Here is a 13969-nt window from a genome sequence, read left to right as displayed (position 1 = left end):
GGGCCGGACGGAAGAACGAACAGGAGGAAACGATGGGTGAGATCGAACTGCACATGTTCCAGTGCGGCACACTGAAGTGCAAGCTGCACAACATCAAGATGAACCAGGGCGCCAATACCGACTACGAGATCCCCGTCCCCTGGTACCTGCTCAAGCATCCCAAGGGGCTGGTGGTGATCGATGGCGGCAATGCCGTCGAGTGCGCCAGCGATCCGCGCGGCTATTGGGGCGGCATCTCCAAGACCTATTGGCCGGTGATGCAGGAAAGCGATGGCTGCGTGCAGAAGCTCGGCGCCATGGGCATCCGGCCCGAAGACGTCACCCATGTCGTGCAATCGCATCTGCATCTCGACCACACAGGCGCGATCGGCCGTTTCCCCAATGCCGTGCATGTCGTCCAGCGCCGTGAATATGAATATGCCTATGCGCCGGACTGGTTCGCCGCCGGCGGCTATATCCGCAACGATTTCGATCGGCCGGGCCTGAAATGGCAGTTCCTGGAGGCCGAGGCCACCGATGGCTACGATCTGTTCGGCGACGGCACGCTCAAGATGATCTTTACCCCCGGCCATGCCCCGGGCCACCAATCCTTCCTGGTCACCTTGCCCAAGAGCGGCGCCATCCTGCTGGCGGTCGATGCCGCCTATACGCTCGACCATTGGAACGAGAAGGCCCTGCCCGGCTTCCTCGCCTCGACGGTCGATACGGTACGCTCCGTGCAGAAGCTGCGCGCCCTGGCGGCGAAGACGGACGCCAAGGTGGTCACCGGCCATGACCCGGATGCCTGGCCGGGCTTCAAGCAGTCGCCCGGCTTCTACGACTGACGCCGAGTGGCGGGCGGGCGATCCAGGGCGAGAGCCGAGCTCGAAAGCAGGGAGCGGCAAGATTGCATATGGCGCCATTGACGAGCGCGATGATAATGCCGGTCTTGCCGAATAGGCGCATCGGGAATTGCTGCCATGAAAGCCGGTGATCGTCCTCCCAGGCCGCCCGCCATTCCGGAACCGGCTTTTGTCGATCTGCTCGCGGCCTACCGGGACCCGCGGCGGCATTATCACGGTCTCGGCCACATCGAGGCCATGCTGGCGGGCCTTCAGGATTGCCGTCCGCTTCTCCATGACGCCGAGGCTGTCGAACTCGCGATCTGGTTCCACGACGCGGTCTATGATGCGGCGTCGCCGGACAATGAGGAGCGCAGCGCCGACCTCGCCCGGGAGGTTCTCGCAGGGCAACTGGAACAGGAAAGGCTGGAGCAGGTCGCGGCACTGATCCTGGCGACCCGGAGGCATGAGCTTGCAGGCCTGGCCGGCCGGCCACAATCGGATATGGCCTATTTCCTCGATCTCGACCTGCAGATCCTCGGCGCGGAGGCTGCACGCTTCGATGCCTATGAGGCGGCGGTGCGACGCGAATATGCCCATGTGCCGGAGGCAGCCTGGCGCACCGGGCGGGCTGCCGTGCTGCAACGTTTCAGGGCTCGGCGGCGGCTTTATTTCAGCGATCTCTTCGCCGAAAAGCTGGAGGAAGGAGCGCGCGCTAATCTCGCGCGCTCCCTCGCAAAGTTGACGGAAGACGAGCCTCCTCAGGCCAGCGTATAGCTGGTCTTCACCGTGGTGTAGAACTCGGCGGCGTAGCGGCCCTGCTCGCGCGGGCCGTAGCTCGAGCCCTTCCGCCCGCCGAACGGCACGTGATAGTCGACGCCCGCCGTCGGCAGGTTGACCATCACCATGCCGGCCTGGACATTGCGCTTGAAATGCGTGGCGTATTTCAGGCTGGTGGTGGCGATGCCGGCGGAGAGGCCGAATTCGGTGTCGTTGGCGGCGGCCAGCGCCTCGTCATAATCCTTGACGCGCACCACGGCGGCGACCGGCCCGAAGATCTCCTCGCGGGCGATGCGCATGTCGTTGCTGGCACCGGTGAACAGAGCCGGCGTCAGATAGAAACCGGGCGCCTCGCGCTTCACCAGATCACCGCCGAAGGCGAGCGTGGCGCCCTCTTCCTTGCCGATCTTGATGTAGTTCAGATCCTGGTCGAGCTGGCTCTGGTCGACCACCGGACCGATATGGGTGCCGGCCTTCATGGCATCGTCGACGGTGACGCCCTTGAGGCGTTCGACCAGCGCGGCAACGAAGGCATCGTGGATGCCGTCGGTGACGATCAGGCGCGAAGAGGCCGTGCAGCGCTGGCCAGTGGAGAAGAAGGCACCGTTCACGGCGGCTTCCACCGCCACCTTGACGTCGGCATCGTCGAGCACGACGAAGGGGTTCTTGCCGCCCATTTCGAGCTGCACCTTCTTCATCGGCGAAGAGGCGACGCAGGTCGCCGCGATCTTGCGGCCGGTGCCGACGGAGCCGGTGAAGGAAATCGCGTCGACGTCGGGCGAGGACAGCAGCGCCTCGCCGACCACCGAGCCGCGGCCCATCACCAGGTTGAACACGCCGGCCGGCAGGCCGGAGCGCGCGATGATCTCACCCAGGGCATGCGCGGTGGCCGGCACGAGGTCGGCCGGCTTCAGCACCACGGTGTTGCCGTAGCAGAGCGCCGGCGCGATCTTCCAGGCCGGAATGGCCGCGGGGAAGTTCCAGGGCGTGATCAGGCCGACCACGCCGACGCCTTCGCGCGTGACCTCGACACCGACACCGGGACGCACCGAGCCAATGATCTCACCGGCCAGGCGCAAGGCTTCACCGGCGAAGAATCCGAAGATCTGGCCGGCACGCGCCACCTCGCCGATACCTTCGGGCAGGGTCTTGCCTTCCTCGCGCGACAGGATGGCGCCGAGTTCGTCCTTACGCGCCAGAATCTCGTCGCTGATGCGCTTGAGCACGTCGTGGCGCTCCTGCAGCGTCGAGCGGCTCCAGCCCGGGAACGCGGCCTTGGCGGCGGCAATGGCCTTTTCGGCCTCGGCCTTGGTCGCCCGGGGGAAGTGCCCGACGATCTCGGCCGTGTTGGAGGGATTCACGTCCGGTGCGAGATCGGACGAGGCGACCCATTCGCCGGCGATGAAGTTACGGGCATGCAGTGTCATCGAAAAGATCCTAGAGATAACGAAACTGGGCGGACATTAGTCTAACAAATGCCCGACGCAAACCGGCAGCTTGACGCGGCCGGCAATTTTCTGGCCGTACCCGTCAGGCCACCGCAACCGCCGTCACGCGCTGGCGCGCGATCAGCAGCGCGATCAGCGCAGCCACGATACCGGTGAGCCCCGAGAACAGGAAGGCCTCGACATAGCTTCCCTGCAGCACCCGCATATAGCCGGCCAGGGCCGCGGCGCTGGCCGCGCCGATCTGGTGGCCCGCCGCGATCCAGCCGAACACCACGGGAGCATCGCGATCGCCGAAAGCCTCGTTGGTCAGACGAACGGTCGGCGGCACGGTGGCGATCCAGTCGAGCCCGTAGAACACGCCGAAAATGGTGAGCGTATAGATGTTGAAGCCACTGAAGGGCAGGTAGATCAGGGCGATGCCGCGCAGGCCGTAATAGATGAAGAGCAACTTGCGCGGATCATAGCGATCGGTCAGCCAGCCCGAGAAGGTGGTGCCGAACAGATCGAAAATCCCCATCATCGCCATCAGGCCGGCCGCCTGCACCTCGGGGATGCCCATGTCGCCGCAGAAGGAGATCAGATGCATGCCAACCAGGCCGTTGGTGGTGAAGCCGCAAATGAAGAAGGTGGCGAACAGATACCAGAAGGTGCGCGTACGGGCCGCCCGCACCAGCGCACCGAGGGAGGCATCGATCAGGCCCGTCTGCGCTTGTACCGGTTCGACCGGCGCAGAGGGGTCGGCGCCATAGGGGCGCTGGCCGATGTCGCTGGGTTGGTTGGGCACCAGGAAGAAGGCCAGCGGAACCAGTACGGCACAGGCGATCGCCACCGCCGCCACCACCCATTGCCAGCCGCCGATCTCGGAAAGCTTGGCGAGACCGGGCTGGAAGATCAGCGTGCCCGTCGCGGCGCTCGCCGCCATCAGCCCCATGATCAGGCCGCGATTGGTCTTGAACCAGCGATTGGCAACGGTGGCGCCCAGCACCATGGCGACGCAGCCCGAGCCGAGCCCGGACAGCACGCCCCAGGTGGCGATCAACTGCCAGGATTGGGTCATGAACAGGCTGAGCCCGATGGAGCCCGCCATCAGCGTCAGCGCGATCACCAGCACCCGGCGGATGCCGAACTTGTTCATCAGGGCCGCGGCGAAGGGGCCGACCAGGCCGTAGAGCAGGATGCCGATCGATCCGGAGAGCGAGATCGTATCGATGCCCCAGCCGAAGGCCTTGTGCAGGGGCTGAAGCAGCAACCCGGGCGCGGCGCGCACGCCGGCCGCCACCAGCAGGGAAAGAAAGATGACGGCAACGACGACGAATGCATAATTCTGGCCAAAGGGCCGGCGGCTGACGCGCTGCATCGGGAGACCTGTAGGTGTCGAGATTGACTTGATACGTACCGGTCTGTAACATCGTTCTCGAATATTGGAAAGAGGCAAATGGCCGGACCGGAAAATGTCAGTCCCTCACCGCAGCCGAGGGCGGCGGACCGCATCCTCAAGACTGCGCGCGAACTCTTCTACAAAGAAGGGATCCGAGCCGTCGGCGTTGACACCATCGCGTCGGAAGCGGGGGTGACCAAGCCCACGCTCTACCGCTGCTTCAACTCGAAGGACGAATTGGCGGCTGCTTATGTCCGGGTCTATGACTCCGAATTCTGGGCTCGCTTCGAGGGCGCGGGCGTCGGCTTCGAGGACGATCCACGGACCCATCTGCGCAACTACCTGACGGGTCTCGGCGAAAGGGCCACCCAGGCCGGCTACCGCGGCTGCGGGCTGAGCAATGCCGCCGTGGAATATCCGGAGGAGGACAACCCCGCCCGCATGGTCGCCGAGGGCGGCAAGGTGCTGCTGCGCGAGCGCCTGAAAGGCATGGCGGAGCGCATGGGCGCCAGGGATTCGGGCCTGCTCGCCGACGGGCTGCTGCTGCTGATCGAAGGTGCTTTCGTCAGCGGTCAGATCTTCCACGAGGGCGGGCCGGCCGGTTCGGTCGCCGTGATCGCCGACATGCTGATCGAAGCGAGCCTTAAGAATTGAGCCTTAAGAATTGAGCCGTAGCCAAGCCCAGCGGGCTTAACACGCTATCACCCGGGAAACCCGGAACAGACCGGCAATCGGCTCCTGACCAGGCAGAGACGCCTATAGCGTTTTGCGATTAGACGGAGTCACCTAGAATCGCAAAGACGCGTCAGAACAATGAGTTAGAGCAGATTAGCGTTCACGCTTGAACGCGCTTTGCTCTAGGCCAACTTGCCAAATCCCTGCGGCATCGGTCTGAACCAAAAGATTGGTCCAGCTTAGGTATGTCTTCGGACTCTTTCCTTCGACGAAGGCGGATTAATGCAGCGTATGAGTATAAACGAATTTCGGCATACTCCATCCAAAGCGAAGAGCCAGGATACGAAGGGCCAAGCCCGCGATCATTGCGAGCGCGATTGAAATATCGTGGGCCAGTCCAACCCATTGACCGCCCACATAGAGGACACCTGTGAGAATTGCGACCGTTGCATAAAGCTCGGCGCGAAAGAGAAGCGGAATATCCGCACAGAGAATGTCCCGCAAAACACCTCCTGCGCACCCTGTGATCATGCCTGATGCGATCACGATCACGACGGGCAGCCCCAGCGCAATGGCAACGTTGCAACCGATCACGGTGAAGACAACCAGCCCAACGGCATCGAGAAACAGAAAGATCTTACGCAGATGATATACGTGCCTGGCGACGGCAATCGTCGCCAAGGCAGCCCCTGCCGTGATGAGCAGATAGGATGGATGCTCAACCCAGGAGAGTGGATGGTGTCCGAGAAGTACGTCCCGGACGGCCCCTCCTCCAAGAGCTGTGACCGGGCCGAGCATGGCCACGCCCATCCAGTCCATGGACCGCCTTCCTGCTGCCAACGCCGCCGTAACGGCTTCTGCAACAATGCCAATCATGTAGAGCGCATGCAGTATCTGCTCAGAAGTTCCGATTATCGAATCCATCAAAGCACCTTGTGCTGTCTCCCGGACTTGCCAACTCGATATTCAAGGACCGCGCCGGCCGGTCGCAGTCTCGGCGCGAGGCCTGGCGGTTCTTGAGTATCCGTTCTGGCCGGACATCGCTACGCCAAGCTCTTCAGAAGCTGGAATATGACGGATTAACTACAGCTGTAACGTCTGGCGCCTGCACCGTTGCAGGTATAGTTATCCTTGCTTGCCAGGAAATCTACGGGCTTTGCTTCAGGGCTTCGGTGCCGCCGACTTTTCCGCCTGCAGCTCAGCCTTCGCCTTGGTATGGCCCTGGTCTGCAGCCTTGCCAAACCAGAACAAAGCCTGCTGCTTGTCGCGGGCTACACCCAGCCCCCGCGCATACAGGGTGCCGAGCGCGTATTGCGCGCTGGCACGCCCCTGATCGGCAGCCTTGCGATAGAGGTCAGCAGCCATGGCGTAATCCTGCGGCACGCCCCAGCCATTGGCATAGAGGGTGCCGAGACCGTCCGACCCAGCGGCGTCACCCTGTATGGCTGCCTTACCGAACCAGAAGGCAGCCTGGTAATAGTCCTGTGGAACGCCCTGGCCGTAGACATAGAGGGCGGCGAGATTAACCTGTGCGGTGACATGGCCCTGGGCCGCTGCCTTGCGGTAGAGCGCTGCGGCCTGCGCTGGGTCCCGTACCACGCCCTGGCCGTAGACATAGAACGCCCCGAGGTCGTTCTGTGCATCGACGTCACCCTGGTCGGCAGCCTTGCGATAGAGCGCCGCGGCCTGGGCATAGTCCTGCCCCACCCCCTGCCCGGTGGCATAGAGGCGACCGAGATTGAATTGCGCCTGGGCATTGCCCCGGTCAGCGGCTTTGCGAAAAAGAGCCGCGGCCTGGGCATAGTCCCGCGCCACCCCCCATCCATTGACATAGAGGACACCCTGGGCGTTCAGGGCGAGGGGATCGCCTTGCTCGGCCGCCTTGCGAAACCAGAGGGCCGCGTCATCTTGGCTTCGTGCGACGCCCTTGCCTTGCAGATAAGCCGTGCCGAGATTGAACTGCCCCTTGGCATTGCCCTGTTCGGCAGCTTTGCGGTAGAGCGCGGCCGCCTGTTCCAGGTCCAGGGTGACGCCCCAGCCATTGGCGTAAAGGATGCCCAGTCTGTTCTGTGCTTCGGCATCGCCCTGCTCGGCCGCCTTGCGATAGAGGCCGCCGGCCAGGACATAGTCGCGCGGCACCCCGCGACCGTTCTCATAGAGATCGCCGAGATAATATTGCGCCCTGGCCAAGCCCTGAGCGGCGGCTTTGCGATAGAGATCCCTGGCTCGGGCATAGTCTTGCTTCACCCCCCAGCCATTGGCATGAAGCACGCCCAGGTCCACCAAGGCGTTGAGATCGTTCTGGTCCGCAGCCTTGCTCAGCCAGAAGGCTGCCTGGCCATAGTCTCGTGGCATCCCCCCATCACTGCAGTAGAGAATACCGAGATTATACTGCGCCTTGGCAAGGCCTCGATCAGCGGCCTTGCGAAAGAGTTCGGCAGCCTTGGCATAATCCCTCGCCACTCCATACCCCAAGGCATGGAGAGAACCCAGTTCGTTGAGTGCCCCCACATCTCCTTGATCCGCTGCCTTGCGAAACCAGAACGCGGCCTGTCCGTAATCCTGGGCGAGACCCAACCCTTTTTCATAAAGGGAGCCTAGATTATATTGCGCTCCGGCGTGCCCCTTTTCGGCGATCTTGCTGAGAAGGTCGGCCGCCCGGCGATAGTCCTGCTTGACGCCCCGGCCCTCGACATAGAGCGCGGCGAGACTATTCTGGCCATCGGCATCGCCCTGGGCCGCCGCCTTACCGAGCCACGCTGCCGCCTGCTCGTAGTCCCGGGCCACGCCCTGGCCATTGTGATAGAGCAGGCCGAGATTGGTTTGAGCACCGGCATGGCCCTGATCCGCAGCCTTGCGATACCACAAGGCCGCCTGATCGAAGGCCTGAGGCACGCCCAGGCCCTTGGCATAGCTGAGGCCAAGATTGAACTGCGCCTCGACATGCCCCTGCTCGGCGGCCTTGCCGAAGAAGGCGGTAGCTTGCCCAAATTCCTGCCGCACGCCCCGGCCCTCGGCATAAAGGAAACCTAGACTGTTCTGCGCAGCGGCTAGGCCCTGGTCTGCCGCCCTGCGGAACCAATCGGCCGCCTGGCTGTCGCTGCGTGTTACGCCATTGCCTTGAAAATACATTTGGCCGAGACTGTATTGTGCCTCGGCGTTGCCCCGGTTGGCGGCACGGCGGAACCAGAAGGCGGCTTGGCCATAGTCCTGTGCCAAATCCTGCCGCCCCTCGGCATAGAGGGTGCCGAGCGCAAACTGCGCCTTGACATGATCCCGTGCCGCGGCACTGCGGAAAAGGGCAGCCGCCTGGGCACTATTGCGTGCCACGCCCTGGCCGCGCTCGTAGAGAGTGCCGAGATTGAATTGAGCGTCGGCATCCCCCCGCGCCAGCGCCTTGCGAAACAGTTTCAGGGCCTGGCCGAAATCCTGTGGTACCCCCCAGCCTTTGACATAGAGAAAGCCGAGGTCATTTTGCGCCCCGGCGTGTCCCTGGTCGGCAGCCTTGCGATACCAGGAGGCGGCCTGGCCATAATCCTGGGGCACGCCGTCCCCCTTGCGATAGAGGGAGGCAAGAGCGTATTGCGCATCGGCATTGCCTTGATCGGCGGCCCTGCGCATCCAGGCTGCGGCCTGGACGTTGTCTCGCGCAACGCCCTGGCCTTCATGAAGCATCATGGCGATCTTGAACTGGGCACCCGCATCGCCTTTTTCGGCTTGCACCTTGTAGAGCCCGAAGGCTTCCACATACTTGCCCTGGGCATAGATGTCGTCGGCAATACCGGCCTGAGCCGGGCCGAGCAGCGTCCAGAAAAGCAACCCTGCGATCAGAACGCGGATCCTGCGCACAGCCAATCCCCCGAGCACAATCCGAACCTTCGCTGCCATCTTGATAGTTGACGCGAAATCCCGCCGCTGTACCCCGAAGTACACTTGTCCGGGTGTGACACACCCCAAGTTCACACCGCCCCGAAGCGGCGGCGATAGTCGCCCGGGGTCAATCCCATGGTGCGCACGAAGATCTTGCGGAAGGAGACCGGATCGCCGTAGCCGACATTCCAGGCGATACGGTCGAAGGAAAGCCGGGTCGTCTCCAGCATGTCGCGAGCCTTGGCAACACGCAATTGCTGGCAATATTCAACCGGCCTGAGCCCGGTCGCCTTGCCGAAGCGGCGCAGGAAGGTGCGTCGTTCCAGCCCTGCCTTGGCCGCCATGGCGTTGACGTCGACCTCGCCGGCATAGGCCTGCTGGAGCCAGTGCTGAACCGAAAGGATGGCCTCGTCGCCATGGTTGAGCCGAGGCGAAAACACGCTGTAATGGCGCTGCTCGCGCCCCAGCGGGTCGACCAGCATGGCGCGTCCCGTCTCCACCATCACGCTGGTTCCGAGCAGTTTCTCCACCAGCTTCAGGCCGAGATCGGTCCAGGACATCAATCCCGCGGCGGTGATGATGTCGCCGTCGTCGATCACGATCTTGGCCGAATCCACCCGGACCTTGTCGAAACGCTCGGCGAGATCATCGGCATAACTCCAATGGGTGGTCGCCTGACGCCCGTCCAGCAGCCCGGTCTCGGCGAGCAGGAACGCCCCGATGCAGACGGAGGCCAGCACGCTGCCGCCTGCGTGACAGCGGCGCAAAAAGGCTGCCAGGCTGGCGGTCCAGGCCTCGCTCGGCGGCTTTGCCAGGCTCGGCGGCACGATGATCATGCTCGGGATCGCACTGTCCGCACCGTCACGATTGTGAATCCGGCCATTGGCATCGCACTCCCAGCGGCTTACCCGCAGCAGCGGGCCGGCGGCCTCCCGGCGCTCCCGGGCGATCCTGTCGGCGATGAAAAACAGATCGGCGAGGCCATAGAGCGCGGCCAATTGAACATCGGGATAGGCCAGCAGGCCGATCTCGGAAGGAGCCGGCGTCATTTGTCACTTTCGCCCTGATTTTTGTCACATGTGCCAATCGGCATTCTGCCCTGGCCGTCCTATTCCAGCAATCACAACGTCTTTTGAAACTGGAGCAACACCCCATGTCCAAACGCGCCTTGATCCTCGTGGATATTCAGAACGACTATTTCCCGGGCGGCAAATGGACCCTGACCGGCATCGAGGCGGCAGCCGCCAATGCCGCGCGCCTCCTGGGGGCAGCCCGGGCCAAGAATGAACTCGTGGTGCATGTCCGCCATGAAGCGGTCAGGCCGGACGCCCCTTTCTTCGTCGCCGGCACCCCGGGGGCGGAGATCAACCAGGCCGTGGCCAACCGCGCCGGCGAACCGGTCGTCGTCAAGAATTTTCCCAACTCCTTCAGACAGACCGAACTCAAGAAGCTGCTCGACGATGCCGGTGTCACCGACGTGCTGGTAGCCGGCGCGATGAGCCATATGTGCATCGAGGCGACGACGCGGGCGGCAGCCGATTTCGGCTATGCGGTCACGGTCGCTCATGATGCGGCGGCCACGCGGGATCTGGAATTCGGTGGCGTCACCGTGCCGGCGGCGCAGGTCCACGCCGCCGCAATGGCCTCGCTCGCCTTCGGCTACGCCAAGCTTGCTTCGACGGAGGAAGTGCTGGCAGGTTGAGGGTCACAACCTTTCCAATAGGGGCGCGACCAGCCTTCCCCGCGAAGCCGGGAAGGGCTGGCCGCGCCTCACCTTGCCAGGTTTACGTCTACGGTCCCTCACATACCCCAGCGCAGGGCCGGCGTGTGGACCGGCGCGTCCCACAGCGCCTTGGCCTGCTCGTCCAGCACGGACAGCGTCAGCGAACAGCCGGCCATGTCGAGCGAGGTCACATAGGAACCCGTCAGCGAGCGGGCGACCTTGATGCCCTTGCCGTCGAGCCATTTGCGTGCCCGATCCTGCATCAGATAGAGCTCCATCAGGGGCGTGCCGCCAAAGCCGTTGACGAAGAGCAGCACCTCGGTGGCCGAAGTCAGCGAGAGGTCGCCGACGATGGCGCCCAGCATCTCCTCGGCGATGGCATCGGCGGAAGCCAGCTTGACCCGCCGCCGGCCGGGCTCGCCATGGATGCCGACACCCATCTCCATCTCGTCCTCGCCGAGGCTGAAGGTCGGCTTGCCGGCCGCCGGCACGGTGCAGGAGGTGAGCGCCACGCCCATCGAGCGCGTATGGCTGTTGACGCGCGCACCCAGCGCCTTGAGGCTGGCGAGATCGTCACCGCGCTCCGCAGCGGCGCCGACGATCTTCTCGACGATCAGCGTGCCGGCGACGCCGCGCCGGCCGGTGGTCCAGGTCGAGTTCTCCACGGCGACGTCGTCATCGAGGATCAAGCTTTCGACCGGGCCGGACGCCATCTCCGCCGCCATGGCGAAGTTCATCACGTCACCCTCGTAGTTCTTGACGATATAGAGCGTGCCCGCTCCGCCATCGACGGCCTCGGCCGCCGCCATCATCTGGTCGGGCGTGGGCGAGGTGAAGACCTGCCCGGGGCAGGCGGCGTCGAGCATGCCGAAGCCGACGAAGCCGGCATGCAGCGGCTCATGGCCGGACCCGCCGCCCGAAATCAGGGCCACCTTGCCGGGCTTGACCTGGCGGCGGCGCACGAATTTGCGCTCCTCGCCCAAGGTGACGATGTCGGCGTGGGCCGCCGCGAACCCATCCAGGCTCTGCGCCAGCACGTCGTCGACTGCATTGATGAGCTTTTTCATTCCATGGGCCTCCCTTCGTTCATTCGTTGATCGGGCCGCTGCAGGAACCGATATCCGGATTCAACCTAGAAGCGCATTTGCGCGGTAACTCTTTGTTTCGATGCATCTTTGCGGTTCAAGGCGATCCCGTGAAATCGCAAAATGCCTCGAGCAAAATGCTATGGCTGATCCAGCGCCGGCTCCTCCTCCCCCCTGCTCTTGCGATCGAGTGTACGCGTGTACTGGACCAGGCTCGCGACGAAATCGAGAATAGCCTTGTCCATCGCCTGGTTGCGCCTGGCATCGCCGAGATCCGGCAGGGTCAGCGTCAGGCTGCGCCCCTGTGCCGGCTTACCCTGGGCCTGCGTCCGGCCCGGATGGGCGGCCTGATAGGCCTCGAGGAACTCCGCCCTCTCCGCCGGCGCGAGGTGGCAGACCTCGAAAATGACGTCGAGATGCTGGGCCGGGATCGGAATGGGGTAGCCGGGATTGGTGATCTGCGAAATGAAGGATCTGTTGGTGCCGAGAGCGGCCGCCAGTTTCAGCCTCGTGCCGGAAGGGCGATTGTCCAGCGCGCGCCGTAGCAGCGCCTTGTAGGCCGCTATCGAACGCGTGCTGGCATCGCGGGCATCAGACATGTTTGAGATCCGCGATTGCGGCCTTGACGGCCCCCACCAAAGCGGGCGGCACGGACAGGCAGGTCAGGCCGACACCGATGAGCTTCGGCACCAGGCGCAGTTCGCCCGCGGCATCGCCGCAGATCGAAACCGGGACTTTGCGTGCCTTGCCGGCCCCGACCGTGCGGGCCATCAATTCGAGCACCGCCGGATCGCCGGCATCGTTGAGGCCGGCGACGTCCGCGATGTCACGGGCGGCGGCCATGGTGTATTGCGTCAGATCGTTGGAGCCGATCGAATAGAAATCGGCGGGAAAGCGCAGGGCGCCGAGCGCGGCGGCGGGAACTTCGACCATGATGCCGAGCGGCGGCCGGCGGCAGGGCGTGCCTTCGGCAATGAGGGTGGCCACCACCTCGTCGAGCAGGGCGGACGCTTCGGCCAATTCTCCCGGCACCGTTACCATCGGCAGCATGATGCGGATCTCATGATGTAGGCTGGCCCGCGCCAGGGCCCTGAGCTGGACGCGGAAGGTTTCCGGCCGCGCGAGGGACAGCCGCAATCCGCGCAGGCCCAGGAAGGGGTTGGATTCGCCGTCGCTGGTGACCCCGGGGATCGGCTTGTCGCCGCCGGCATCGAGCGTGCGGATGGTTACCGGACGCCCGTCAGCCCAGGCGGCGATGGCGACATAGGCGGCATATTGCGCCTCCTCGTCCGGCAGGGGGCGCCCCGGCTCGAACAGGAACTCGCTGCGCACCAGGCCGATGCCGTCGCAGATCTCCGGCGAAATGCCTTTGAGGTCATCCGGCGAAGCGACGTTGATCATGATGTCGACCCGGGTGCCGTTGGGCAGGAACGCCGGTTCGGTCTTCATCGTTTCCGCCCGGGCATCGGCCTCGTGCCGGCGCGCGAGGGCCGGGCCGAAATCGGCGAGCGAGGCGCTGTCGGGATCGAAGGTCACCGTTCCCGCCGCCCCATCGACGATGGCCTGGCTCGCCTCCCCGAGCACACCCAGCCCGGTCACCATCGGCACACGGCGGCTGCGGGCGAGCATGGCGACATGGGAGGATGGCGAGCCTGCTCCCAGGGCGATCGCGCCGCCCCGGCTCCAGTCGACCGACAGGAACAGGGATGGTGGCAGATCCTCGCCCACCAGCACGGAACCGGGGGGCACCTTCTCGCTTTCCGCCACACCGGTGAGATGGGCGAGCACGCGGTCGCGGATATCGGCAAGGTCGGTGCCGCGGGCGCGGAAATAGGCATCCTCGCTGCGTTCGTAATCGGCGATCTCCGCATCGAGGGCCGAACGCCAGGCGTGGACAGGCGGCACGCCGACGGCGATCGCGTCGAAGGCGCCCTCCGACAGGGCTTCATCCTCGAGCATGGCGATCTGGAAGCCGATGATGTCGGCCCCCTCTTCATCGACCGTCTCGACCAGCGACACCAGATCGACCAGCGCCGCATCGATGGCGTTGCGCAGGATGGTCTCGCCGTCTTCCTGGGCTGCCGAAGCCTTCTCGGCCCGGAGCTTCGGCTTGCCGATCATGAAGACAGGGCCGGAAGCCAGCCCCGGCGAGGCAGGACGTCCCGTCATCCGCCGCTCAGTCATGACAG

Annotated in this window: 12 protein-coding genes; 4 read left to right on the top strand and 8 right to left on the bottom strand. The window is 64.3% G+C overall.

Annotated elements, in window-relative coordinates:
• Nucleotides 1-32 precede the first annotated feature (32 nt).
• A complete protein-coding gene (gene attM, locus C5L14_RS08375; protein WP_105861585.1) occupies nucleotides 33-824 on the top strand; it encodes an AttM family quorum-quenching N-acyl homoserine lactonase in 792 nt (263 codons plus the stop codon).
• A gap of 135 nt (nucleotides 825-959) precedes the next feature.
• Entirely contained in the window at nucleotides 960-1598 is a 639-nt protein-coding gene (locus C5L14_RS08370) for an HD domain-containing protein (RefSeq protein ID WP_105861584.1), read from the top strand.
• Here the strand turns inward: C5L14_RS08370 and C5L14_RS08365 are convergent.
• Nucleotides 1583-3028, bottom strand: coding sequence for an aldehyde dehydrogenase family protein (locus C5L14_RS08365; protein WP_105861583.1), 1446 nt, complete (start codon nucleotides 3026-3028; stop codon nucleotides 1583-1585). The genes C5L14_RS08370 and C5L14_RS08365 overlap by 16 nt on opposite strands.
• 103 nt (nucleotides 3029-3131) lie before the next feature.
• Nucleotides 3132-4406 carry an MFS transporter gene (locus tag C5L14_RS08360; protein ID WP_105861582.1) on the bottom strand — a complete coding sequence of 425 codons (1275 nt, stop codon included), beginning with the start codon at nucleotides 4404-4406 and terminating at the stop codon, nucleotides 3132-3134.
• Between the two features lie 78 nt (nucleotides 4407-4484).
• Here C5L14_RS08360 and C5L14_RS08355 point away from each other — a divergent pair, with 78 nt between their 5' ends.
• On the top strand, nucleotides 4485-5081 hold the full coding sequence (locus C5L14_RS08355) for a TetR/AcrR family transcriptional regulator (protein WP_105861581.1): 597 nt from the start codon (nucleotides 4485-4487) through the stop codon (nucleotides 5079-5081).
• Nucleotides 5082-5381: 300 nt separating this feature from the next.
• Here the strand turns inward: C5L14_RS08355 and C5L14_RS08350 are convergent, their stop codons facing one another.
• The 3 genes from C5L14_RS08350 to C5L14_RS08340 form a co-directional block, all read right to left on the bottom strand.
• Entirely contained in the window at nucleotides 5382-6026 is a 645-nt protein-coding gene (locus C5L14_RS08350) for a trimeric intracellular cation channel family protein (protein WP_105861580.1), read from the bottom strand.
• Nucleotides 6027-6263: 237 nt separating this feature from the next.
• Nucleotides 6264-8951, bottom strand: coding sequence for an SEL1-like repeat protein (locus C5L14_RS08345; protein ID WP_181161084.1), 2688 nt, complete (start codon nucleotides 8949-8951; stop codon nucleotides 6264-6266).
• Nucleotides 8952-9061: 110 nt separating this feature from the next.
• Nucleotides 9062-10021 carry a GlxA family transcriptional regulator gene (locus tag C5L14_RS08340; RefSeq protein WP_105861578.1) on the bottom strand — a complete coding sequence of 320 codons (960 nt, stop codon included), beginning with the start codon at nucleotides 10019-10021 and terminating at the stop codon, nucleotides 9062-9064.
• 104 nt (nucleotides 10022-10125) lie between these two features.
• Between C5L14_RS08340 and C5L14_RS08335 the strand changes: the two genes are divergently transcribed.
• Complete coding sequence (locus C5L14_RS08335) at nucleotides 10126-10674, top strand: cysteine hydrolase family protein (RefSeq protein WP_105861577.1); 549 nt, start codon at nucleotides 10126-10128, stop codon at nucleotides 10672-10674.
• Nucleotides 10675-10772: 98 nt separating this feature from the next.
• Here the strand turns inward: C5L14_RS08335 and dhaK are convergent, their stop codons facing one another.
• The 3 genes from dhaK to C5L14_RS08320 all read right to left on the bottom strand — a co-directional run bounded on the left by dhaK (nucleotide 10773) and on the right by C5L14_RS08320 (nucleotide 13964).
• Entirely contained in the window at nucleotides 10773-11762 is a 990-nt protein-coding gene (gene dhaK, locus C5L14_RS08330; protein ID WP_105861576.1) for a dihydroxyacetone kinase subunit DhaK, read from the bottom strand.
• Between the two features lie 158 nt (nucleotides 11763-11920).
• Nucleotides 11921-12379 (bottom strand): hypothetical protein, encoded by a 459-nt coding sequence (locus tag C5L14_RS08325; RefSeq protein ID WP_105861575.1) that lies wholly within the window; start codon nucleotides 12377-12379, stop codon nucleotides 11921-11923.
• Nucleotides 12372-13964, bottom strand: a complete 1593-nt coding sequence (locus C5L14_RS08320) for a putative PEP-binding protein (protein ID WP_105861574.1) — start codon at nucleotides 13962-13964, stop codon at nucleotides 12372-12374. Before C5L14_RS08320 ends, C5L14_RS08325 begins: the two co-directional genes overlap by 8 nt.
• Nucleotides 13965-13969 lie beyond the last annotated feature (5 nt).

The sequence above is a fragment of the Labrys okinawensis genome, assembly GCF_002982075.1.
Lineage (GTDB): Bacteria > Pseudomonadota > Alphaproteobacteria > Rhizobiales > Labraceae > Labrys > Labrys okinawensis_A.
Note: the sequence above shows the minus strand (reverse complement) of the source record. Positions and strands in the feature narration are given on the sequence as shown.

Excerpts from the sequence above, each read along its gene's own strand:
- C5L14_RS08325 (WP_105861575.1), bottom strand. The coding sequence starts at position 12,379 with ATGTCTGATGCCCGCGATGCCAGCACGCGTTCGATAGCGGCCTACAAG.
- C5L14_RS08370 (WP_105861584.1), top strand. The coding sequence starts at position 960 with ATGAAAGCCGGTGATCGTCCTCCCAGGCCGCCCGCCATTCCGGAACCG.
- C5L14_RS08355 (WP_105861581.1), top strand. The coding sequence starts at position 4,485 with ATGGCCGGACCGGAAAATGTCAGTCCCTCACCGCAGCCGAGGGCGGCG.
- C5L14_RS08320 (WP_105861574.1), bottom strand. The coding sequence starts at position 13,964 with ATGACTGAGCGGCGGATGACGGGACGTCCTGCCTCGCCGGGGCTGGCT.
- C5L14_RS08340 (WP_105861578.1), bottom strand. The coding sequence starts at position 10,021 with ATGACGCCGGCTCCTTCCGAGATCGGCCTGCTGGCCTATCCCGATGTT.
- dhaK (WP_105861576.1), bottom strand. The coding sequence starts at position 11,762 with ATGAAAAAGCTCATCAATGCAGTCGACGACGTGCTGGCGCAGAGCCTG.
- C5L14_RS08350 (WP_105861580.1), bottom strand. The coding sequence starts at position 6,026 with ATGGATTCGATAATCGGAACTTCTGAGCAGATACTGCATGCGCTCTAC.
- C5L14_RS08360 (WP_105861582.1), bottom strand. The coding sequence starts at position 4,406 with ATGCAGCGCGTCAGCCGCCGGCCCTTTGGCCAGAATTATGCATTCGTC.
- C5L14_RS08365 (WP_105861583.1), bottom strand. The coding sequence starts at position 3,028 with ATGACACTGCATGCCCGTAACTTCATCGCCGGCGAATGGGTCGCCTCG.
- attM (WP_105861585.1), top strand. The coding sequence starts at position 33 with ATGGGTGAGATCGAACTGCACATGTTCCAGTGCGGCACACTGAAGTGC.
- C5L14_RS08335 (WP_105861577.1), top strand. The coding sequence starts at position 10,126 with ATGTCCAAACGCGCCTTGATCCTCGTGGATATTCAGAACGACTATTTC.